We start from the raw sequence: 22,670 nt of genomic DNA, 5'->3' as shown, positions 1-22,670 counted from the left end.
GGGGATTTAACCGGGCGCCCGAAAAGGACCGGACATGGAGCCGGTCGACGACTGGCGGACGGCGATCGAGGCGGCCGGCGAACTCTCCGGTCCGATCGCCGCCGCGATCGTCGAGGACCACGGCGACCGCGGGAAACGCGCGATCGAGGCGGTCGGGGAGGGTCGAATCAAGCGCTACCGCGATTTCACCGTCGTCGTCGGTCACGAGGACGAGTACGTCGTCGAGGACGGCGGCTGCGACTGCGCCGACGCGACGTACAACCTCGACCCTGAGGACCCCGCGGAGCGCTGTTGGCACGCCATCGCGGTCGATATCGCGGACGCGGTGGGGGCGGTCGACCACCACGACATGTGGTACTCCGAGGTCCGTGAGTTCCTCTGAGGCTGGTCTGGTTCTCAGGACTCGCCCGCGAGGTCGAGTCGCCGAGAAACCGAATCTTCGGATTTTCAGCCGGACGAGCCGGTCGTTTCCGCCGTTTAACACCCGCGAAGTCGAAAACGTTTACAACGGCCGCCGGTCTGACCTACTGTATGGCGGACTGTCCACTCGCCGACGACTGCCCCAGTTTCGACGAACGGATCCAGGGCATGGGGTGTCAACACTACGGCAACAAGGGAGGCGCCGAGTGGTGTAACCACTACGACATGCCGATCTACGAGCTCAAACGACAGCCGGTCCAGCCCGGCGAGGAGGTCGTCGTCGAGGTCGACGACATCCACGAGAGCGGGGCCGGCGTCGGCCGCACCGACGACGGATTCATCGTGCTCGTCGACGGGCTGCTCCCGCCCGCCCGCGCCGTGGTGTCGATCCACCGCGTGAAATCCAGTCACGCGACCGCCCAGGAGATAGTCGAGCGGCTCCCCGACGACCCCGACGAGGAGGGCGAGGAGGACGACGACGCCGACCGCGACGGAGCGGACGAGGAGGACGACGAAACCGACGAGCGCGAGGGGCGTCCGAGCCGCACCGACCGCGAGCGGCTCGGCAGCCGCGAGAACTTCTGGGGCAACTGAAGGGGATCGGGGCCGGGTCACCCCACGGACAGTCCACACGCCGCCGATCCGGTCCCGAACCGACTCCGATCCGATCGATCGCCGTTCCCCGGCGAAACCGCCGTTTTTTCACCGCCCGCCTCGTCGGCCGAAGCATGGTCGCAGACGACGCCTCGTCCGCTGGCGACGCGGGAGACGTCGACGACGCGAACGACGTCGACGCCGCCGAACTGTTAGCGCGTGCCGGCTTCGACGCCGACGCGAGCGTGCTCACCGAGCGGCAGGCCGAGGTCCTCGCGCTCCGCGAGCGGGGGCTCCGCCAGTCCGACATCGCCGACCGGCTCGGGACCTCCCGCGCGAACGTCTCCAGCGTCGAGGCGAGCGCGCGCGACAACGTCGAGCGCGCGAAGGAGACGGTCGCGTTCGCCGAGGCGCTCTCCGCGCCGGTCCGCGTCGAGATCCCCGAGGGAACCGACCTCTACGACGCGCCCAAACGGGTGTACGACGCCTGCGACGAGGCGGGCGTCAAGGTGAGCCAAACCGCGCCGGACCTGATGAAGACCATCGGCGAGCGCGCGGGCGACGCAGTGTATGGTCGAGAGGTCCGCGAGCGCCTGCTCGTCACGGTCGCCGCCGACGGCCGGATCCGGGTGCGGTGACGTGGCGGCGGTCCGCCACGCGCGTTCGCCGTCTCACTCCTCGATCCGCTCGGCGACGCCCACCAGCGTCGCGCCCGCGGTGACGGTCGACTCGCGGGCGACCGAGTAGACGATCCCGTCCCGGTCCGCCTCGGCGACCTGGAGCGTCTCGAAGGTCGACGGGTCGTACACCTCGCCGAGCCGCTCCCCGTCCGCCACCTCGTCGCCGATCGCGAGGTCGGGCTCCGGCCGGAACAGCCCGGAGTCGGCCGCGGTCACCCGCCCGAGGTGGTTGCGAGCGACGGTCCCGTCCCACGAGGCGGGGTCGCCGGCGAGCACGCCCTCGCTTCGCAGGACGCCGACCATCCCGTCGACGCCGGTCTCGACCGCCCCCTCGACGATCTCGCGGCTGTGGGCGAGCTCTGGCGTGATCGTCGGGATCCCCTCGCGGGTCGCGGCGACACGGAACTTCCCGCCGAAGTTCCGCTCGGCCCACTCCGTGTCCGCGTCGTCGCCGGCGGCCTCCGCCAACAGGAGGTCGGTGCCGAACGCCTCCGCGAGCTCCCGGCACTCCTCGTCGCCGCGCATGTAGACGGTGTGGGTGAGCATGTTCGGCGACCCGGTGTGGAGGTCGACGACCGCGTCGGCCGCGCTCGCGAACGGCCAGAGTCGCGCGGCCATGCGCTCGTGGAGCGTCCCCTCGGGGTCGCCGGGCCAACAGCGGTTCATGTTGGCGTTGATCGAGTCGAGCGACTCCGGCGTCGTGTACGAGACGTGATCGAAGGTGAGCGGGTCCGCCACGGGGACGCTCACGAGGGTCCCGCGGAACTCCGTTTCCCCTCTCTCGGAGTTCCCACCCGTCAGCCGTTCGTGGAGCCGCCGGAGGACGGCCGCGCCGTTCACCTCCCGACCGTGTTGGGCCGCCTGCGCGTAGACGACGGGGCCGCCGTCGCCGGGAACGTCGAGCTCGGGACCCTTCTCGCCGTCGACGAGGGTTCCCTCGCCGTAGACGTGGACGGTCGTGCGGATCGGGACGCCGGACGGGAGCCGTGCGAGGACGAGCTCGCGGCTGTCGTACATGCGCCGGGCTTGGTGCCGGAATCGCTTATAAATCCGGGTCGCGGAGGAGACCTTCGATCACGGACGCTAAGGCCGTGCGACGAGGAGGCCATCACGATATGCGGGTCACGCTCCTCGGAACCGGCGACACGACGGGGACGCCCACCGTCGGCTGCGACTGTGACACCTGTCGCGAGGCGCGCGATCGCGGGGTGTCGCGCTCGCGGTTCTCGGTCCACGTCGAAAACGAACGGACCGGCGAGTCGCTGCTGGTCGATTTCAGCCCCGACTTCCGGAGCCAGTTCCTGGACAACGACGTGGGGCTGCCCGACGCCGGGATCGTGACGCACATCCACTTCGACCACCTCGACGGCCTCGGCAACGTCTACCGGCTCGTCGACGGGCTTCCCGTCCACGCGCCGAGCGAGACCGACCCCGCGACCGACGAGAGCGTCGCCGAGACGGTCCGCCGGAAGTACGACTACCTCGAGGACCGGATCGGCGTCCACTCTCGCGACCCGTTCGAGCCGTTCGAGACCTGCGGGCTCGAGGTCAGGTTCGTCCCCGTCGACCACCCGCCGCTTCTGTGTTTCGGCGTCGTCGTCGAGGATCCCGAGACGGGTGGGAAGCTCTCGCTCACGGGCGACACGAGCTACGATATCCCGGAACGCTCCCGCGAGGCGCTCGCCGACCCGGACCTGCTCCTCGCCGACGCCATCGTCCCCGCCTCGCTGTGTGAACACCACCCGATCGGCGGGCGACACGAGGGACCCGACGGCGTCCCGCGCACGTTCGGCACGAAGCACATGACTCGCGAGGGCGCGCTCGCGCTCGCCGACGAACTGAACGCCGACCGGACGCGGCTGGTTCACCTCGCACACTTCTACCCGCCGGAGGAGGCGTTCGCGGAGCCGCTCGCGGTCGACGGCGAGACCTACGAGCTGTAGAAGGGAGCAGTCGACCGCGACACGCGGTCGGCCGCGCTCACTCGTACGCGCTCCCGACGACCTCGCGGATCCGCTCCGCGGTCACCGGGCCGACGCCCTCCACCTCGAGCAAGTCGTCCTCCGGCGCGGTCATCACGTCCTCGACCGAGCCGAAGTACTCGAGCAGCGCGCGGGCGGTGACCGGGCCGATGTCGGCGATGGCGGAGACGACGTACTCCTGTTGTTCCGCGCGGGTCTTCGTCGTCTTCTCGCCGTGGACGCTCACCTCGCGGTCGCGGGTCTCCTGTTCGCGCCTGGCAATCGTCGCCAGCAGCTCCGTGGTGTCCGTCTCCCCTTCGGTCCGGAGGACGCTGATCCCGAAGTCCACCGCGAGCGACGCGAGCGCGCCGCGGATCGCGTTGGGATCGATGTCGCGCTGGCCGTAGAGGTTCGTCCCCTCGACGACCAGTACGGGCCTGGCGTACGCCCGCGACAGCTCGCCGACCTGCTCGAACATCGAGCGGTCGGAATCGAGCATGGAGTCGACGAAGTCCGCCGCCGACTTCCGCTCGACTGCGACCCGATCGGAGAGGACGTAATCGCCCACGGCGAGCGTCTCCAGCCGGGTGAGCAGTCCGTCACGCGTCGAGAGGTCCTTCGCGATGGAGGAGTCGAGCTCCCGCTGGTCGATCACGACCTCGACCCCGTCGTCGACGCCCGCGGTCGCGACGACGGCGTTCTCGTCGTCCTCGGCGTCGCCGTCGCCGGTGGCCGCGGTCTCCTCGTCGCCTTCGTCGTCTCCACCTTCGCGCGCCTCCGCGGCGAAGTCGGTCAGGCCGGGATCGTCGTCTCCGTCGTCCGCGTCAACGGTGGCAGCGGTATCGACGGCGGTGGTGGTCTCCGCGTCGCCGGCGGCGGAATCACCGCCGTTGTCGGCGAACGCGTCGAGCCCGGCCTGCCCGTCGTCGCCGACGGCGCCCTCGATGTCGTCGGTGGCGGCCTTCAGGTCGGCGAGCTGGCTCGCCATCTCCTTCTCCCGCCGCCTGGAGATCCAGAAGAACGCCTCGTCGCGGGTGTCCTCGGCCATCAACACGACGACTTTCCCCTCCGCCTGCCGCCCGGTCCGCCCCTTGCGCTGGATGGAGCGGATCGCGGTGGGGACCGGCTCGTAGAAGCAGACGAGGTCGACCTCGGGCACGTCGAGGCCCTCCTCCGCGACGCTCGTGGAGACGAGCACCTCGAACTCCCCCGCCTTGAACTCCTCGAGCGTCTCCTGTTGTTGTTTCTGGCTCATCCCGTCCGAGCCCTCCTTGTCGCCCTGGCCGACGAACTTGCGGACGTCGAAACTCGCCTCCAGGAACTCCACGAGCGCCTCCGCGGTGTCTCTCGACTCCGTGAAGAGGATCGCGCGCTCACCCTCGTTGATCCCCAGCGTCTCCGCGAGCAGGATCCGCGCCTGCGAGAACTTGGGGTGGAGCCCGTCGAACGACTCCGCCTTCCGCATCGCTTCTCTAACCTTGGGGTCCGCGACCATCCGCTGGCTCGCCTTCGACGCGCCCGACGAGCGGGCGGCCTCGCGCTGGCGCTCGAAGTACCGCCGGACCGACTCCACCGATTGCGTCTCGACCAACTCGACCGCCCGGCGGAGCTTCATCACCTCGGCGTGGGTGCTCATCCCTTTGTAGCCGTCCGACTGGTCGTTGTCCATCATCCGCTTCAGCTTCCCGCGCATCTCGTTGAGGTCTCGCTGGGAGAGGTCCGGGCTCGTTTTGTTCGTCACGCCGAGCGACTTCAGCTTCTCCAGGCGGTCCTTGATCACCTCGTTCAACGCGTCGCGGATCTCGAGGACTTCCTCGGGGAGCGTGATCCGCTCCCAGCGCACGTCGGTGTCGTGGGTGTACTCGTCGACGTCGGCGTCCTCCTCCGTCATCACCTCCACGTTCGTCAGCCCGAGGTTCTCACAGACCGTCTCTATCTCCTCGATGTCGCCGCCGGGCGAGGCCGACATCCCCGTCACGAGCGGATCGGCGGCGTCGGCGTGGTACCGCTCGGCGATGTACACGTACGCGTAGTCGCCGGTCGCGCGGTGACACTCGTCGAAGGTGAGGTGGGTGACGTCGCGAAGCGAGACCCGGTTGCCGACGAGGTCGTTCTCGATCACCTGCGGCGTCGCGATCACGACGCGGGCGTCCGCGAACAGCGCCGCGCGGTCCTCGGGTTTCACGTCGCCGGTGAACACGACGATCTCGTCGTCCGGGACCGTCATGGCCTCGCGGTAGAACTCCGCGTGCTGCTGGACGAGCGGCTTGGTGGGGGCCAGAAACAGCGCCGTCCCGCCCGCCTCGTGGAGCCGTCTCGCGGTGACGAGCAGGCTCACCGTGGTCTTGCCGAGGCCGGTGGGGAGACACACCAGGGTGTGGTCGTCGATCGCGGCGTCAGCGAGCTGAAGCTGGTAGCGTCGCGACTGGAGGAAGTCGTCGACGAGCAACGGGTGGTCGATCCCTGTGGCCTCGGTCGCCATCGGCGACGCTTCGCCGCCATCGGCCTAAAGGCTTCGCGAACCGGGGTGAAAGTTATCGGTCGCCGGGGCGGTCGTCTCGGACCTCCTCCGGCACGTCCTCGTCGACCAGCCTCGCCCACTCGACGAGCCGGTCTCCGGTCGGGGTTTGCGTGCTCATCGGCTGACGGATCTCCGTGGTTCGTATTAACACTTACCCCGATTCCGATTCGTCGGGACGGACTCGGACCGACACGACTCCGGCGCCGCGGTCGCGACTCGCACGCCTTTTAGGGTTCACGCGCCTCGGGCCGGCATGGGCAAGCTCGAGGAGTTCCTCGCCGGCGATCGACTCGACGACGTGGTGTTCTACCTGAGCGACGCGTTCCTCGACGACGACTCGCGGCTCCGGGAGGTCGGCACCGAGACCGACGACGGGGTGCGGCTCGTCCTCGACGGTGAGACCGGCCGCTCGGCGTTTCAGGCCGGAACGGGCATGGGTGCGATGGAGTTCGCGAAGGAGGCGATGGCCAACGAGGGGGAGATCGACCGCTCGCTCGACGGCGGTGAGTGTCCGTTCGCCGGCGACGACGCGGAGACCGACGCCGAGGGCGACGACGAGGACCACGCCGTCCGGTTCGTGTTCGCGTTCGCCGAGGGGGAGAACCCCGAAGTGGGCGGCCTCTACGCCGAGGGCGACGTGATCCACGCGTACGCGCACTGTACCTGTGGGGAAAGCTACTCGCACAAGTGGGTCGTCGGCGATCGGGAGTAACGGGATCGGCGGCTGGCGATCGGGAGTGAAGCACGGTTCCGGGCCGTCGATGACGGGAGACGAGACGCGACTCCGGGCCGTCGATGACGGGAGACGAGACGCGACTCCGGGGAAATCGCTATCGCCTCGGCGGTCGAAGACGGCGCATGGATCCCCTCGAGTCGATCTCGGACGTCCTCTGGAGGCGACACGCGAACCCGAAGAGCGGCTGGAGCCGACTCCTCGTCACGCCCGTGCTGCTGTACGCGGTGTATCGACGAAGCGGGAAGATCGCGGCGCTGGCGCTCGCGTTCACGGCCGTGAACCCCGTTCTGTTCTCGCCGCCCGCGGACGACGACGCGTGGATGACTCGCGTCGTCCTCGCCGAGCGATGGTGGATCGACGAGCGCGGAGAGGCGGTCCTCTCGCGTTCGTACCCCGCCGTCCTCAACCTGCTCAACCTCCCCGTCTTCGCGTACGCGCTGCTGGCCGCGTACCGGAAGCGTCCCGTTCGGACCGCGGTCGCGGGGTTGGCATCGATGTTCCTGAAACTCCGATTCGTCGCCGAGCTCGTCCGCCGGTACGACGCCGAGCGAACGACACCGAGTGGAGGGTGAGAGTCCGGGACCGGGTCAGTTCCCGGTCCAGCGCAGGATCGCGAGCGTCCCCTCGAAGAGGGCGATCATGGTGAGCGTGACGATGATCGGGGCCATCCCGGTCGGGTCGGGACTGAACAGGAAGGCGATCCCGAGGAACGAGCCCCAGAAGATGAGGCGTTTGTCCTCCAGCCACAGGCGCGTGACGAGGTTCATCATGATCGCGAGCATGATGAAAAGCGGGATCTGGAAGACGATCGCCATGAACGCCAGCATGATCACGATCAGGTTGAACGTCTCCGCGAGCCCGAAGGCGATGGTCGCCGCGTCGGAGGTGTAGGTGGTGAAATACGAGAAGATCGCGGGCAACACGAGGAAGTGCGCGAACGCGATCCCGATCCCACCGAGGACCAAACTCGTGGGAACCGCCGCGAGGTAGTACCGCCGCTCGTTCTCGTAGAGGCCGGGCTTCATGAACCGATACGTCTGGTAGACGAACGCCGGGAGCCCCACGACGACGCCCGCGAGTCCGGCGACCTTCAGCCGCGTCAGCGGTAGCTCGAGCGGTCCGTACAGTCGCGGCCGGTTCTCGAGCGGCGCGGGGATGTGGTAGCCCCAGAAGTAGTTGATGAGGTCGGTCGACTCCGTCACCGCGACGAGCGTCGCGAGACCGCCGAAGAGAAAGACAACCGCGAGCCGCCGCATCATCTCCTCGATGTGCTCCGCGAGCGGCATCTCCTCGTCGGTATCGGGACCCTGTATCCCGCCCAAGTCCTCGGCGTCACCGGCGGCCGCCGTCGTGCCGCCGTCGCCGGCGTGGTCGTCTTCGGCGTCTTCCTCGGCAGAGTCGTCCGCGTCTTCGTCGTTGGCAGAGTCGTCCGCGTCTTCGTCGTTGGCAGAGTCGTCCGCGTCTTCGTCGTTGGCAGAGTCGTCCGCGTCTTCGTCGTTGGCAGAGTCGTCCGCGTCTTCGTCGTTGGCAGAGTCGTCCGCGTCTTCGTCGTTGGCAGAGTCGTCCGCGTCTTCGTCCTCCTCGAAGTCGCCTCCGTCGTCAGGGGCGTCCTCGCTAGCGGACTCGTCTCCGTCTTCATTGACGGAGTCAGCTGCGTCTTCCGCTGAGTCGTTTTCCTCGGTAGCCTCGCCTTCGTCCTCCTCGACGGGGTCGTCTTCACTAGCGGACTCGTCTCCGTCTTCGACACCGTCGTCGTCCTCGCCGTTGCCCGAGCCGGGACCCTCGTCGTCGCCCGAGCCGGGATCCTCTTCCTCGGAGGTGGTCGATTCCCTCGATTCGACCGACGGCGACGGGTCTTCGGCATCCGACGGCTCGTCGCTCGACCGGTCGTCGTCGTCCATTCACCTTAGGTACGCCACCGGGTGATTATAGGCCTTTTCGGATGACGTCGCCCTCGCCGAGAGATCTCGCGGGCGCGGTCGAAAAGGTTGATAACGACGACGGTCCTCTGCCGCCGTATGGCGAGTGCCCTCGACGAGGACACCCAACAGTCGCTTGCGGCCGGCCGCGAGTCGGCCCGGGCGTTCCTTCGGTCGATCCAGAAGGACCTCCAGAAGGTGTTCGTCGTCTTCCTGATCGGCTTCATCGGCACGTTCTGGGCGCTCCGCGTACACGTCTGGGACTACCTCTTCGCGATGACGCTTGCGAACATGTCCCCCGACGTCGCCGCCGAGGCCGACGTCATCGCGACCACTCCCTTCGAGGTCATTCTCCTTCAAGCGAAGATCGGGCTCGTCGTCGGCGCGATCGTCTGTCTTCCCGCGCTGATCTACTTCACCCGCGACGAACTCCGCGCGCGCGGGCTGTGGCCGCAGTCGCCGGTCGCCCGCTGGAAGCTCGCGGCGATCGGGCTGCTCGGCGGCGGACTCTTCGCCGTCGGCGTCGCCTACGGCGTCTACGCCTTCTTCCCGATCATGTTCTCCTTCCTGGCCGGGTTCGGGCTTGAGGCCGGCATCCAGCCGACCTACGGCATCGTGATGTGGACGGAGTTCATCGTCTTCCTCTCGCTCTCCTTCGGGCTCGCCGGCCAGATGCCGCTTCTCATCACCGGGCTCTCGTACGCCGAGATCGTTCCCTACGAGACGTTCCGCGACAAGTGGCGCTACGCGGTCGTCGCCATCTTCGTCTTCGGCGCGGTGTTCTCGCCGCCGGACCCGTTCACCCAGCTGATGTGGGCGTTCCCGCTCGTCGCGCTGTACGGCTTCAGCCTCTACCTCGCGAAGCTGGTCGTCACCGCGAAGCGCAGCTCCGACCGGATCCGCGTGCTCGGGGCGGTCCGCAACCACTGGAACGTCGTCGGCGGCGCGGCCGTCCTCGGCGGCGGCCTCGTGTACGCCTTCTATGAGTACGGCGGCCGGACCGCCGTCAACGGGCTCCTCCGTGCGCTCGACAGCGACTGGCGCTTCCTCACGCCGGGGGAGGGACTCGGCCTCGATCCGGCGACCGCCGCCGTGGTGTACGCCGCGGCGTGGGCGCTCGTGTTCGTGACCGTCGCAACGCTGTGGGCGGTCTACACCGACCTCGACACCACGAGCGCGGGGTACCAGTACGGCGATCCGGCCGCCATCGACCTCGACGAGCTCGACGCCGCGGGGATCCGCGCCGCCCCCGAGGAGCCGTTCCTCGAGATGACGGAGGAGGAGTCGCTCGCGCGGGCGCAGGCGGCGCTCGACGATGACGACCACGAGAAGGCGCAGGCGATCCTCGACCGCTTCGACGAGGCGGCGGACGGCGACGGGGACGGTGACGGCGGAAGCGAGGACGCGGCGGGTGGAGGGGACGCGGGCGGAGGGAATGTAGGCGGGGGTGGTTCCGGCGGCGGCCTCGCCGCGTCGGTCGGCGACCGCACCTCTCGCGCCTCCTCGACGTTCCTCTCCGAGCTCACCGGCGACGACGAGGCCGAGGACGACATCGGGGGGTACTACAAGGACCTCAGGTTCATCTTCGACGCGATCCGCTCGAAGTCGTTCATCCTCCTCGTGGTGTTCGGCGGCGTGATGGGCGCGGCGTTCACCTGGCTGTATCTCGGGGGGCTGGCGGCGGTGCGGGCCGACCTCCAGGAGCGCGTCCCCGCGGAGGTCGGCGGCGGGATCAACATCATCACGCTCCACCCCGTCGAGGCGCTGATCTTCATGGTGAAGTTCTCGCTGCTTCTCGGCGGGATAGCGGTGTTCCCCGTCCTGCTCTACTCCGCGTGGCCGGCGCTTCGCGACCGAGGGTTCGTCGCCGGGCGGATCCGGCAGGTGTATCTCTGGGCCGGCGCGCTCTTCTCCGGGCTGATCGGCGGCTTCGCGCTCGGTTACGCCTACATCGCCCCGCGGATCATCGGCTGGCTCGTCACCGACGCCGCGAACGCGAACATGATCATCACCTACCAGGTGAGCGACTTCATGTGGCTCGTGATCTTCACCACCATCGGGATCGGCTTCCTCGCGGACATCCCGATCGCGATGGTGCTCTTGAACAACGCGGGCGTCCCCTACGACGGCTTCCGCGGGCGCTGGCGGGAGGTCACCGTCGGGATCATGCTGTTCGCGGCGGTGTTCACCCCCGCCGACGTGATCACGATGTTCCTCGTGACGATCCCGCTCATGGTCGCGTACGGGGTCGGGCTCGGCGTGCTCTTCCTCCTCACGCTCGGCGGCCGGCGGGACCTCTCGCCGCCCGCGGAGATCGTCGGGCGGTAGCGTCCCCGAATCCCGCCCGATCGCCGAAACCGACGGGTATTCCCGCGCGCGGGCGCAACACGCGAGCAGAATGAGCAAGGACTACATCGAGGTCCGCGGCGCGGAGGAGCACAACCTCAAGGACCTCGACGTCCGGATCCCGCGCGAGGAGTTCACGGTCGTCACCGGCCTCTCGGGGTCGGGCAAGTCGTCGCTCGCGTTCGACACGATCTACGCCGAGGGCCAGCGCCGATACATCGAGTCGCTGTCGGCGTACGCCCGCAACTTCCTCGGACAGATGGACAAACCGCAGGTCGAGTCCGTCGAGGGGCTCTCGCCCGCGATCTCCATCGACCAGAAGAACGCCGCCAATAACCCGCGATCGACGGTCGGCACCGTCACCGAACTCCACGACTATCTCCGGCTTCTGTACGCCCGGATCGGCGTCCAACACGACCCGATCACCGGGGAGGAGGTGGGCGAACAGTCCGCCCAGGACATGGTGAAGCAGATCCTCGAGTTACCCGAGGGGACCCGCGCGAAGATCGCCGCGCCGATCGTGCGCGACCAGAAGGGGGCGTTCGAGGACCTCTTCGATGACCTCGTGTCCGACGGGTACGCCCGCGTCGAGGTCGACGGCGAACCGCTCGATCTGACGCTCGACGACCCCGATCTCGACCAGAACTACGATCACACGATCGACGTGATCGTCGACCGGGTGACGGTGAGCCCGGAGGCCCGCTCGCGGATCACGGACTCGGTCGAGACCGCCCTCGAGGAGGCCGGCGGCGCGCTCAAGCTGATCGTCCCCGACCCACCCGCGGACACCCCGTTCGCCTCGAACGCCCGGTCGACCGGGTCGCTGGCGGCCGATGCGGAGGGCGACGACCGCCTCGTCGTCGAGTTCTCCGAGGAGCTCGGCAACCCCAACTCGGACTTCCAGTTCTCGGCGATCGAGACGCGCTCGTTCTCCTTCAACAGCCCGTACGGCGCGTGCCCCGAGTGCGAGGGGATCGGCTCGACGAAGGAGGTCGACGAGGATCTGGTGGTCGTCGATCCTTCGAAGCCGCTGAAACACGTCTTCGAGCCGTGGAGCTACAACCGGACGTACTACTCCAGACAGATCGACAACGTCGCCGAGCACTTCGGCGTCGACCTCGAGACGCCCTTCGAGGAGCTGGACGAGTCGGTCCGGCGGCAGTTCCTCCACGGAACCGACGACGTCGTTCACTTCGAGTGGACCACGAAGAACGGCACCAGAGAGAAGACCGAGCGCTTCGAGGGCGTCATCCCGAACCTGGAGCGCCGCCACGTCGAGACCGACTCCGATCGGGCCCGCGACCACATCGAGGAGTACATGGCCGTGACGACCTGCCCGGAGTGTGAGGGGACGCGGCTGAAAGAGCAGTCGCGACACGTCCTCGTCGCCGGCACGCCGATCACCGAGGTCAACCGGCTGTCGATCGCGGAGGCACGCGAGCACTTCGAGGGGATGGAGGCGAAGCTCTCCGAACGCGACACGAAGATCGCCACGGAGATCCTCAAGGAGATCCGCGCCCGGCTCGGCTTCATGGAGGAGGTCGGGCTGGAGTACATCACGCTCGACCGGGAGGCGTCGACGCTGTCGGGCGGCGAGAGCCAGCGGATCCGGCTCGCGACGCAGGTCGGCTCCGGGCTCGTCGGCGTGTTGTACGTGCTCGATGAACCCTCCATCGGGCTCCACCAGCGCGACAACGACCGGTTGTTGAACACCCTGGAGGGGCTTCGCGACCTGGGGAACACCCTGCTCGTCGTCGAACACGACGAGGAGACGATGCGCCGGGCCGACGAGATCGTCGACATGGGCCCGGGTCCGGGCAAGCGCGGCGGCGAGGTGGTCGCACAGGGCGACTTCGACGACATCGTCGCGGCCGACGACTCCGTCACCGCCGACTACCTCGCTGGCCGGGAGTCTATCCCCGTTCCCGACGAGCGCCGCGAGCCGGACGGCGAACTGATCGTCCGCGGCGCCCGCCAGCACAACCTGAAGGACCTCGACGTGCCGATCGAGCTCGGCACGCTCACGACCGTCACGGGCGTCTCCGGCTCCGGGAAGTCGACGCTCGTCAACGACGTCCTCTACAAGGGGCTCGCCCGCGAGATGAACGACAACACGAGCGTCGACCCCGGTGAGCACGACGCGATCGAGGGGATCGAGGGGATCGAGACGGTGCGGCTCATCGACCAGTCGCCGATCGGCCGGACGCCCCGGTCGAACCCCGCGACGTACACCGACGTGTTCGACCACGTCCGCGAGCTGTTCGCGGAGACCAAGCTGGCGAAGCGCCGCGGCTACGAGAAGGGCCGATTCTCCTTCAACGTGAAGGGCGGCCGCTGTGAGGAGTGCGGCGGGCAGGGCACCGTGAAGATCGAGATGAACTTCCTCTCCGACGTCCACGTCCCCTGCGAGCAGTGCGGCGGGGCGCGCTACAACGACGAGACGCTCGAGGTGACGTACAAGGGCGCGACCATCGCCGACGTCCTCGAGATGAGCGTGGCGGAGGCGTACGACTTCTTCGAGAGCCACGGGGGGCTCCAGCGCCGCCTGAAACTGCTGAAGGACGTCGGGCTCGGCTACATGGATCTCGGACAGCCCTCGACCACCCTCTCGGGCGGCGAGGCGCAGCGCGTCAAGCTCGCCGAGGAGCTCGGAAAGAAGGCCACCGGCGACACGCTGTACCTCCTCGACGAGCCGACGACCGGGCTCCACAAGGAGGACGAACGGAAGCTGATCGAGGTGCTCCACCGGCTCGTCGACGCCGGCAACACGGTCGTCGTCATCGAACACGAGCTCGACCTCGTGAAGAACGCCGACCGCGTGATCGACCTGGGTCCCGAAGGCGGCGAGGGCGGCGGCGAACTCGTCGCGCGCGGGACGCCCGAGGCGGTCGCCCGCGACGACGACTCCCACACCGGGCGGTACCTGCGCGACCTCCTCCCCGCCGTCGACATCGAAGGGCCGAGAAGCGACCGGAGGAAGCCCGCGAAGGCGGCCGACGACGACTGAGGCGGGCGGTCAGTTCGGCGAGGGATCCCCGCCGACCCGCATCTTGATATACCGCCCGGTCGTCGCTCGGAACGATGAAGGAGATCACCAGCGACGACGTCCCGGACGCGCTCGGCCCGTACTCGCAGGCCATCGTCTCGGACGGCACCGTCCACGTCTCGGGCAAGACCGGCGTCGACCCCGAGACCGGGGAGGCCCCGGAGTCGGCCGGCGAACAGACGACGCAGACGCTCGCGAACGTCGAGCGGATCCTGGAGGCGGCCGGCACGGACGCGGACGCGATCGTCCGCGCCACCGTCTACCTCACCGACATGGACGACTACGACGAGGTGAACGAGGCGTACCGGTCGTACCTCTCCGAGCCGTACCCCGCGCGGACCTGCGTCGAGGTGTCGCGGCTCCCCGCGCCGCTCGACGTCGAGATCACGGTCGACGCGGAGCTCGAGGGCGGCGAGTAACTCCGGTCGCCCGGCGGACGCACACGCTCAGAACTTCTCCAGTAGGTCCGTGTAGAACCCGCCGCCGCGGTCCTCGGCCAGCTTCTCGACGATGAGCTCCGGCGTCGACCGCGCGAGGTGACCCTCCCGCGGCGAGCGGTTCACCCGGAGTTCGCCGTCGACGAGCCCGACGGCCTCGATGCCGTCGACGGCCACGTCGTAGTCGGCGGCCTCGCGGATCTCGCGGGCGAGGTGCGAGACGAAGACGGCGGTGGTTTCCTGGTCGTCGAGCGCCTCGAGAATGCCCGCGATTATCTTCGCGGACGCGCCCGGCTCCGTGATCGACTCCAGCTCGTCGACCAACACGAGCCGCCCGTCCGCGCCCTCGACGAGGTCGCCGAAGTCCCGCAGGGTCGCCTCGAACGCCCCCGCGTCGAGGGTGCCCTGCGATTTGGCGTAGTAGTGGACCTCCTCGAAGCGGTCGATCTCGGCGCTCTCGGCCGGGACGGGCATCCCCATCTGCGCGAGGACGACCACCAGGGCGACCAGATCGAGCGTGGAGGTCTTCCCGCCGGAGTTCACGCCGGAGAGCAGCCGCACCCCGTCGACCGCGTAGTCGACCGGATCGACCGCCTCTAACTCCACGTCGAGAAGCGGCGAGCGCCCGCCTTCGAGCCGGAAGCCGTCGGGGGTGGCGCGTGCGGAACCGCCTTCCTCACCGACCGCACCCGGATCGCGGACCTCCGGCATGACGCAGTCGAAGTCGCGGGCGAAGCGGGCGATCGCGAGCTCCACGTCGAGCTCGAGGGCGTCCCGCACCAGCTCCTCGACGGGGTCGCGGAGATTGCCGAGATCCGCCGCGAGGTCGGCCTTCAGCCGGGCCGCCCGCCGGTCCCGGCCGGCCGCGAGTTCGGTCCGCAGCCGCGAGACGGCCGATTCGTCGTGCTCGACCGGAAATGAGGGATCGTCGTCGAAGACGCGCTCCGCGAGGTCGACCTCCTCCGGCGCCAACTCGAGCGCGTCGACGAGGTGATCGCGGGCGCGCTCCATCGCGGTGTCGTACTCGTCGGCGAGCTCGCGGTCGAGAAGCGAATCGACGCGTGCGCCCTGCTCGACGAGCGAGAGGAAGTCCGTCCCCTCGATGGTGACGTCGCGCTCGCGGATCGCCTCGCGGAGGTGGTCGTCCGCGACGGACTCGGCCGTCGAGACCGACGCGTCGAGGTCGTCGACGGCGGCGGTCAGCCGCTCGAGCTCCGCATCGCCGACGATCGTTCCGTCGTCGTCGAGCCGCGAGAGAGCGTCCCGGAGCGCGTCGAGGTCGGCGGCGGGGTCGTCGAGGTCGTTGGTAGTGTCGGTAGTCGAGGCCGCCGCCTCGTGAACCGCCGCGGCCGCCTCCAGCCGCTCGCGGTTCTCGGCGAAGAACGCGAGCAGGCGTTCGGGAACGGTCTCTGCGGGCGTTTCGAGCGCGTCCGGCCGCACGTGGACGTCGCCCTCGACGTCCATCCCGGCGAACGTCTCGTCGAGGACGATCACGGTCGCGTACGACCGCGCGAGCTCCGCGACGTCTCGCGTGTCCTCCACCGTCTCGACCGAGAGTTCGGGGACGCGGGCCTCCGCGCGGGCGTACACCTCGGCGTCGGCGGTCGCCAGACAGCGGTCGCGAACCCTGACGGTCGGCGGGTCGGAGAGCGGCTCGACGCCGGAGAGCGCCTCGAGGACGACCGGGTCGGGCTCGCGATCGATCGCCTCCGCGGCGAACGCCTGCGCCTCGCCGATCCGCGACGCCGACGCGCTCGGGTAGAAGGTCTCCAGCCGCTTCTCCGCGTAGTCGGTCACGGTTCGCTCCTTCAGCAGGCCGAGCGCGTCGCGGTACACCTCCCGCGCGCGATCGGTCGCCAGCACGCGACTCGCGTCGTCGTGGCGACGGCGGATCGCGCCGCGGGCGACGCGGGCCGCCCGCGCCTCGTTCATCCCGGGCGCGCGGGCGATCGCCGCCACGTCGCCGGACTCGACGGTCGCCGCCGGGTCCTCCAGCTCGCGGAGCGCCCGCGCCGTCTTCTCGCCCACGCCAGGGATCGCCTCCAGCTCCATTCACGCCTCATATCGCGGCAACCCGCAAAAGGATGCGGGTGTCGGCGGGCCGTTCGACGCCGACACGCCGACGTCGACGCACCGATGCGGCGACATCGGTGGGACGATACGGCGACATCGGTGCGCCGGTGCGCCGACGCCCTTTTTCCCGACGACGACGAACCGCGGCCATGGATCAGGACGCTCCCGCGGTCGGGACCGACGACCCGATCGCGGCGGGAACCGACCGGCTCGACCCCGAAACGGCGGAGAAGGCACGATCCGCTCGCGAGTCGCTCGCGGCCCGCGACGGGGTCCTCGTCGCCTTCTCCGGCGGCGTCGACTCCTCGGTGGTGGCGGCGCTCGCCCACGACGCGCTCGCCGAGGACGCGGTCGCGTGTACCGCCCGCAGCGAGACGCTGCCGGCCGCCGAACTCGACGACGCGAAACGGGTCGCAGAGGAGATCGGGGTCCGCCACGACACGGTGACCTTCTCGGAGCTCGACGACCCCGACTTCGTCGCCAACGACGGCGACCGGTGTTACCACTGCCGCACGATGCGGCTGGGCCGGATGTACGACCGCGCCCGCGAGCTCGGGATCGGGACCGTCTGTGACGGGACGAACGCCGACGACCCCGGCGAGGGCCACCGTCCCGGCCTGCGCGCGGTCGAGGAGCTCGACGTGTCCTCGCCGCTTCTCGACGCGGGGATCACGAAGGAGGAGGTCCGCGCGATCGCCGAGGCGTACGACCTGTCGGTGGCCGACAAGCCGTCGATGGCGTGTCTCTCCTCGCGGATCCCGACCGGACTCGAGGTGACTGAGGCGCGCCTCTCGCGCGTCGAGCGGGCGGAGAATCGGCTTCGCGAATGGGGCTTCGAGGGGTTCCGCGTGCGCGATCACGACGGGCTCGCACGGGTGGAGATCGCTCCCGAGGAGCTGGAGCGCGCGCTCGATCCCGCCTTTGCCGACGCGGTCCACGAACACCTCACCGACATCGGCTTCGAGTACGTCACCCTCGACATGGCGGGGTATCGGACCGGCAGCGTGAGTCCCGGAGGGGACGGAGACGCCGCGAGTGACGCCGGTGATGGGGGGCTCGACCCGGTCGACCTCGGCCGAGAGTATCCGCGCTGACGACCCGGATCGCCGGGGACGCTTCCGAGTCGCGCCACGTGTCGATCGGTTCACAGTATCAGCCGGGAGAATCCGGCGCGAACGCTTATATGTTGGATCGACCGATCCCACCGCATGGGCGAAGCCAACACGCTCGCGGTGCTCGCGGGTGGGGTCGGCGGCTCAGTCGGCGCGTTCGTCGGCGTCGCGATCGGCGGGGACCCGATACGCGTCACGCTGATCACGCTGATCGTCGCGCTCGTCGTCGGCACCGCGGTCGTCGCCAGCGCGGTCATCGCCGGCGACGTGGAGTTCCTCGTGGACGCCGACGGCGAGTGACGGGGATCGGTCCGGGTCGTGTCACGGACCGAAACGCACTGGTCCCCCGAGGCCCTCCTCGCAGTCGTGAGCGACACGGACGAACCGGATCGGTCCGCTTCGACGGCGTTCGACGCGGACTCCGTCTCCGTCACGATCTACACCCGCGAGGACTGCTCGCTTTGCGTCGTCGCCCGCGAGACGGTCGAGCGGGTCGCGGCCGATCTGGCGGTCGACGTCGACCTCGAACTCGTCGACGTCGATTCGGACCCCGAACTCGCCGAGGAGTACGGCGAGCGCGTCCCCTACGTGTTCGTCGACGGTACCCCGGCGTTCAAATACGAGATCGGCGAGCGGGAGCTCCGGTTGAAGCTGCTCGCGGCGTCGTGAGCGGCGGATGAACGACGAGTGAGCCGTGAGAGCGCGCGAGAGCGGCGGGACCGATGGGACGACCGGACACCTATTTACCCGACCGCGACGACGACCAGTCCATGACGGCATCACGCGCGCCGGCGGAGCCGGCGGTCCGCGAGTTCGAGTCGACGGTCGAACGGGTCGACGGCCGCGAGGTCGTACTGGAGGAGACGTACTTCTACGCCGAGTCGGGCGGCCAGCCGGCCGATCGGGGCACCCTCGCGGGCGTCCTCGTCGACGACGTGACCGAGCGCGACGGCGAGGTCGTCCACGTCCTCGCCGAGGACCCGACCGCCGGGGGCGCGGGCGACGTGGAGCCCGGCGAGCCCGTTCGAGGCGTGATCGACGACGACTTCCGGACGTACTGCGCCCGGGCGCACACCGCCTCGCACGTCCTCTACGGCGCGGCCCGCCGGACCTGCGAGGACCTCGGCTATGCCGGCTTCGACATCTCTCCCGAGAAGGTCCGCGTCGACCTCACCACCGCCGAGCCGCTCGATGACGAGGACCTCGTCGAGCTCGAGCGGCTCTCGAACAGGGCGGTGTGGGACTCCCGACCCGTTTCTTGGGAGGTGCTCCCGGAGTCCGAAGCGCGCGACCGCGACGGGATCGCGTTCAACACCAAGACCGAGGAGGGCGCGATGAGCGGCGGCGAGTCGGTTCGCGTCGTCACCGTCGAGGACTGGGACGTGGCGGCCTGCGGGGGTACCCACGTCGAAAACACCGCCGAGATCGGCCAGATCGCGGCGCTCGACCGCTCGAACCCCGGCGAGGGCGTGACCCGCGTCGAGTTCGCGGTCGGCCCGACCGCCATCGACCGCGTCGCCGCCCGCCACGCCGCCGCGCTGGAGGCGGCCACGGCCGCCGACACCAACGTCGAGGAGCTCCCCGACGAGGTCCGGCGGCTCCGTGGGGAGGTCGACCGGCTCGACTCCGCGCTCCGGGACGCGCAATCCGACCTGCTCGGCGCCCGGCTCGCCGAGTTCCCGACGAGCGAGGTCGACGGGGATGGGGTCGTCTGGGCGGTCGGGACCGTCGCGGACGCGGACCCGAACGACCTCCGAGAGCCCGCGACGGCGCTGATCGAGTCGGACGACTCGGTCGACGCGCTCGCGGCGGTCGGGGAGGGAGAGACACCGTTCGTCGTCGCCGCGGCCGGGCCCGACGTCGACGCGGACGCCGGGGCGGTCGTCGAGGCGGCCACGGACGAGTTCGGCGGCGGCGGGGGCGGCGGTCCGACGTTCGCACAGGGCGGCGGGCTCGACGCCGATCCGGACGCAGTCGTCGCGTGGCTCCGGGATCGATGACCGGGAAGGTCCCGCCCGACGCCCTCGAGGACCTCCTCGCGGCCACGGGAGCGATGGACCCGGCGGTCGCGGTCGGCCCCGCCTACGGCGAGGACGCGGCCGCGATCGACTTAGGCGATCGGACGCTCGTCGTCGCCACCGATCCGCTCTCGCTCGCGACCGACGCTGTCGGGCGGCTCGCGGTCCACGTCGCCTGTAACGACGTGGCCGCGAGCGGCGCGGACCCGCGGTGGCTGACGAACACCGTTCTCGTCCCCGACGCGGACCCCGATCGGCTGGAGACGATCGCGGGCCAGGTGGACGCGGCGGCGACCGAGGTCGGCGCGGCAGTCGTCGGCGGCCACACGGAGACGGTTCCGGCGCTGGAGCGTCCGCTGCTCTCGATGACGGCGCTCGGGACGACCGACCGCTTCCTCCCCACCGGGGGTGCGACGCCCGGCGACCGGCTGCTGTTAACGAAGGGCGCGGGCATCGAGGCGACCGCGATCCTCGCGACCGACTTCCGGGAGGAATGCGCGGACGCCGGCGTGCCCGCGGAGACGCTGGAGTCGGCGGCGCGATTCCTCGAGGAGGTGAGCGTCGTCCCCGACGCCGCCGCGGTTCGGGCGTTCGCGACCGCGGCGCACGACCCGACCGAGGGCGGGGTCGCCGGTGCGCTCGTCGAGCTCGCGACGGCGAGCGGGACGGTCCTCGAGGTCGAGCGCGACCGCGTGCCGGTGCGCCCGGAGACGCGCGCCTGCTGTGACGCGCTCGGGATCGACCCGCTCCGCGCGTTCGGCTCGGGCGCGTTGCTCGCGGCGGTCCCCGAACACCGGGTCGACGACGCGCTCGACGCGCTCGACGACGCCGGGGACGGCCGCGCCGGGATCGACGCCGCCGAGATCGGTTCGGTCCGCGAGCCGGGAACCGGACCCGGCGGAGAGCGGGCCGGTACCCTCCTCCTCGACAGGGAGGCGATCCGCGAGCCGCCGCGAGACGAACTGTACCGGCTCTGGGAGTGAGCGACCCGCTCGTTTCCGACCCGCGCGCACGTCCCGTCGCCCCGCGCACTTTTGCCCGGCGGGGTCGAACGTCGGGTCATGACCGGCGCGCGGGTCGGGTCGGCGCTCACCGACGAACAGCGGGCGGTCCGCGACCTCGTCCGGAAGTTCGCGGCCGAGGAGGTCCGGCCGACCGCTCGGGAGGCGGACGCGGCGGGCACGTTCCCCGAGGAGGTGTGGGACGGGCTCGCGGAACTCGGGCTCACGGGGCTGACCGTCCCCGAAGACTACGGCGGGTTCGACGCGGACGCGACGACGTACGCGGTCGTCAACGAGGAGCTGGCGCACGGGTCGCTCGCGGTCGCGACCGCCCTCTCCGTCCACTGTCTCGTCGCGTCCTGTCTCGCCGAGTTCGCCACGGAGGCCCAGAAAGAGCGGTGGCTCCCGGAGATGGCCGACGGTCGCCCGGTCGGGGCGTTCTGTCTCTCCGAGCCGCACGCGGGGTCGAACCCGGCGGCGATGTCGACGACCGCCGAGTGCGACCCGGAGACCGACGAGTACGTCCTGAACGGCGAGAAGCAGTGGATCACGAATGGCTCGCGCGCGGGCATCGCCGTCGTCTTCGCGAAGGTCGACCCCGACGACTCCGACTCGATCACGCAGTTCCTCGTCCCCATGGACGCGGAGGGGGTCGCGGTCGGCCCGAAGGAGGAGAAGCTCGGTCTGCGCGCCTCCGACACGACGCCGATCGCCTTCGACGACTGTCGGATCCCCGCCGAGAACCGGCTGACCGAGGAAGGGCGGGGCCTCGCGGCCGCGCTCGAAGTTCTGACCGGCGGACGGATCGGCATCGCGGCGCAGGCCGTGGGCGTCGCGCGGGCTGCCCTCGAGGCGGCGACGGCGTACGCCGAGGAGCGGGAGGGGTTCGGCGAGCCGCTCTCTGAGATCGGGTCCGTCCGCCACACGGTGGCGGAGATGTCGACCGACGTCGCCGCCGCGCGGCTGCTCGTCCGCGAGGCGTGCCGGCGGGCCGAGGCGGGCGAGGACGCCCGCGTCGCGGCGGCACGGGCGAAGTACCGGGCGAGCGAGGCCGCGATGTCGGTGACCAACGAGGCGGTCCAGATCCACGGCGGCTACGGCTACACGCGTGAGTACGACGTCGAGCGGTTCTACCGCGACGCGAAGGTCACGGAGATCTACGAGGGGACGACGGAGATCCAAAAGGAAGTCATCGCTCGGGGCGCCTTCGACACACGATGACCACCGCCTTCGACGCGGCCGACGCGATCGTGTACGACCTCGACGGCACCCTCCTCGAACTCGCGGTCGACTGGGACGCCGCCGCCGACGACGTGATCGCCGCGTACGCCGAGCGCGCGCTGATCCCGCCGACGGGCGACCTCTGGTCGCTGCTCGACGCCGCCTCTGACTACGACATCGAGGACGTCGTCCACGGGACGATCGCCGACCACGAGCGAGACGGCGCGAACGAGTCGCTCCTGTTGCCGCTCGGCGAGCGACTCGCCGCCGGCGAGGACGACCGCCCCGCGGCGGTCTGCTCGCTCAACTGCGAGGAGGCCTGCCGGATCGCCCTCGAGGCGCACGGTCTCGAGGGAGCGGTCGACGCCGTGATCGGTCGCGACACCGTCGAGACGCACAAGCCCGAGCCGGAGTCGTTGCTGGCGGCGGTCGACGCGCTCGGCGTCGAACCGGTGCGGGCCGTCTTCGTCGGCGACTCCGAGAGCGACGCGGTGACGGCCGACCGCGCCGGCGTCCCGTTCGTCTCCGTCGCCGACGCGCTCGGCGAGTAGTCGCACGGACGGATCAGCGGACGGTCCCTCGGCG

General features: G+C 70.0%; 20 protein-coding genes. 16 read left to right on the top strand and 4 right to left on the bottom strand.

Going from position 1 to position 22,670, the window contains the following annotated elements:
• The first annotated feature begins 34 nt into the window (after window positions 1-34).
• The 3 genes from FN829_RS13765 (at window position 35) to FN829_RS13755 (ending at window position 1,652) form a co-directional block, all read left to right on the top strand.
• Window positions 35-382 carry a hypothetical protein gene (locus tag FN829_RS13765; protein ID WP_142987539.1) on the top strand — a complete coding sequence of 116 codons (348 nt, stop codon included), beginning with the start codon at window positions 35-37 and terminating at the stop codon, window positions 380-382.
• A gap of 149 nt (window positions 383-531) precedes the next feature.
• Entirely contained in the window at window positions 532-1,014 is a 483-nt protein-coding gene (locus FN829_RS13760; RefSeq protein ID WP_142987538.1) for a TRAM domain-containing protein, read from the top strand.
• A 134-nt stretch (window positions 1,015-1,148) separates the two neighbouring features.
• A complete protein-coding gene (locus FN829_RS13755) occupies window positions 1,149-1,652 on the top strand; it encodes a Tfx family DNA-binding protein (RefSeq protein ID WP_142987537.1) in 504 nt (167 codons plus the stop codon).
• Window positions 1,653-1,685: 33 nt separating this feature from the next.
• Here FN829_RS13755 and FN829_RS13750 read toward each other — a convergent pair whose 3' ends face one another.
• Window positions 1,686-2,711 carry a succinylglutamate desuccinylase/aspartoacylase family protein gene (locus tag FN829_RS13750; RefSeq protein WP_142987536.1) on the bottom strand — a complete coding sequence of 342 codons (1,026 nt, stop codon included), beginning with the start codon at window positions 2,709-2,711 and terminating at the stop codon, window positions 1,686-1,688.
• 98 nt (window positions 2,712-2,809) lie between these two features.
• Here FN829_RS13750 and FN829_RS13745 point away from each other — a divergent pair, with 98 nt between their 5' ends.
• Window positions 2,810-3,637 carry an MBL fold metallo-hydrolase gene (locus tag FN829_RS13745; protein WP_142987535.1) on the top strand — a complete coding sequence of 276 codons (828 nt, stop codon included), beginning with the start codon at window positions 2,810-2,812 and terminating at the stop codon, window positions 3,635-3,637.
• 37 nt (window positions 3,638-3,674) lie between these two features.
• On the opposite strand, the gene FN829_RS13740 is transcribed toward FN829_RS13745, so the two are convergent.
• Window positions 3,675-6,137, bottom strand: coding sequence for a DEAD/DEAH box helicase (locus FN829_RS13740; protein ID WP_142987534.1), 2,463 nt, complete (start codon window positions 6,135-6,137; stop codon window positions 3,675-3,677).
• A gap of 292 nt (window positions 6,138-6,429) precedes the next feature.
• On the opposite strand from FN829_RS13740, the gene FN829_RS13735 reads away from it, so the two are divergent.
• Complete coding sequence (locus FN829_RS13735) at window positions 6,430-6,888, top strand: DUF5807 family protein (protein ID WP_142987533.1); 459 nt, start codon at window positions 6,430-6,432, stop codon at window positions 6,886-6,888.
• Between the two features lie 146 nt (window positions 6,889-7,034).
• A complete protein-coding gene (locus FN829_RS13730) occupies window positions 7,035-7,484 on the top strand; it encodes a DUF6653 family protein (protein WP_142987532.1) in 450 nt (149 codons plus the stop codon).
• 15 nt (window positions 7,485-7,499) lie between these two features.
• Here FN829_RS13730 and FN829_RS13725 read toward each other — a convergent pair whose 3' ends face one another.
• Complete coding sequence (locus FN829_RS13725; protein WP_142987531.1) at window positions 7,500-8,813, bottom strand: twin-arginine translocase subunit TatC; 1,314 nt, start codon at window positions 8,811-8,813, stop codon at window positions 7,500-7,502.
• 117 nt (window positions 8,814-8,930) lie between these two features.
• Here FN829_RS13725 and FN829_RS13720 point away from each other — a divergent pair, with 117 nt between their 5' ends.
• The 3 genes from FN829_RS13720 to FN829_RS13710 all read left to right on the top strand — a co-directional run bounded on the left by FN829_RS13720 (window position 8,931) and on the right by FN829_RS13710 (window position 14,642).
• Entirely contained in the window at window positions 8,931-11,159 is a 2,229-nt protein-coding gene (locus FN829_RS13720; RefSeq protein ID WP_142987530.1) for a twin-arginine translocase subunit TatC, read from the top strand.
• Between the two features lie 70 nt (window positions 11,160-11,229).
• Complete coding sequence (gene uvrA / locus FN829_RS13715; RefSeq protein WP_142987529.1) at window positions 11,230-14,184, top strand: excinuclease ABC subunit UvrA; 2,955 nt, start codon at window positions 11,230-11,232, stop codon at window positions 14,182-14,184.
• Window positions 14,185-14,258: 74 nt separating this feature from the next.
• Complete coding sequence (locus FN829_RS13710; RefSeq protein ID WP_142987528.1) at window positions 14,259-14,642, top strand: RidA family protein; 384 nt, start codon at window positions 14,259-14,261, stop codon at window positions 14,640-14,642.
• Window positions 14,643-14,669: 27 nt separating this feature from the next.
• Here the strand turns inward: FN829_RS13710 and FN829_RS13705 are convergent, their stop codons facing one another.
• A complete protein-coding gene (locus FN829_RS13705) occupies window positions 14,670-16,712 on the bottom strand; it encodes a MutS-related protein (protein ID WP_142987527.1) in 2,043 nt (680 codons plus the stop codon).
• A 170-nt stretch (window positions 16,713-16,882) separates the two neighbouring features.
• Here FN829_RS13705 and larE point away from each other — a divergent pair, with 170 nt between their 5' ends.
• The 7 genes from larE to FN829_RS13670 all read left to right on the top strand — a co-directional run bounded on the left by larE (window position 16,883) and on the right by FN829_RS13670 (window position 22,636).
• Window positions 16,883-17,827: an ATP-dependent sacrificial sulfur transferase LarE gene (gene larE, locus FN829_RS13700; RefSeq protein WP_142987526.1), complete on the top strand. Its 945-nt coding sequence runs from the start codon at window positions 16,883-16,885 to the stop codon at window positions 17,825-17,827.
• A gap of 114 nt (window positions 17,828-17,941) precedes the next feature.
• A complete protein-coding gene (locus FN829_RS13695; RefSeq protein ID WP_142987525.1) occupies window positions 17,942-18,145 on the top strand; it encodes a hypothetical protein in 204 nt (67 codons plus the stop codon).
• A gap of 66 nt (window positions 18,146-18,211) precedes the next feature.
• Complete coding sequence (locus FN829_RS13690) at window positions 18,212-18,514, top strand: glutaredoxin family protein (RefSeq protein ID WP_142987524.1); 303 nt, start codon at window positions 18,212-18,214, stop codon at window positions 18,512-18,514.
• 101 nt (window positions 18,515-18,615) lie between these two features.
• On the top strand, window positions 18,616-19,845 hold the full coding sequence (locus tag FN829_RS13685) for an alanyl-tRNA editing protein (protein WP_142987523.1): 1,230 nt from the start codon (window positions 18,616-18,618) through the stop codon (window positions 19,843-19,845).
• On the top strand, window positions 19,842-20,846 hold the full coding sequence (locus tag FN829_RS13680; RefSeq protein ID WP_142987522.1) for an AIR synthase family protein: 1,005 nt from the start codon (window positions 19,842-19,844) through the stop codon (window positions 20,844-20,846). Before FN829_RS13685 ends, FN829_RS13680 begins: the two co-directional genes overlap by 4 nt.
• Before the next feature lie 78 nt (window positions 20,847-20,924).
• Window positions 20,925-22,085, top strand: coding sequence for an acyl-CoA dehydrogenase family protein (locus tag FN829_RS13675; RefSeq protein WP_142987521.1), 1,161 nt, complete (start codon window positions 20,925-20,927; stop codon window positions 22,083-22,085).
• Window positions 22,082-22,636, top strand: coding sequence for an HAD family hydrolase (locus FN829_RS13670; protein ID WP_142987520.1), 555 nt, complete (start codon window positions 22,082-22,084; stop codon window positions 22,634-22,636). Before FN829_RS13675 ends, FN829_RS13670 begins: the two co-directional genes overlap by 4 nt.
• The last annotated feature ends 34 nt before the right edge of the window (window positions 22,637-22,670 follow it).

Source organism: Halorubrum cibi (assembly GCF_900182635.1).
GTDB lineage: Archaea > Halobacteriota > Halobacteria > Halobacteriales > Haloferacaceae > Halorubrum > Halorubrum cibi.
This window is presented reverse-complemented; position numbering and strand designations above follow the sequence as displayed.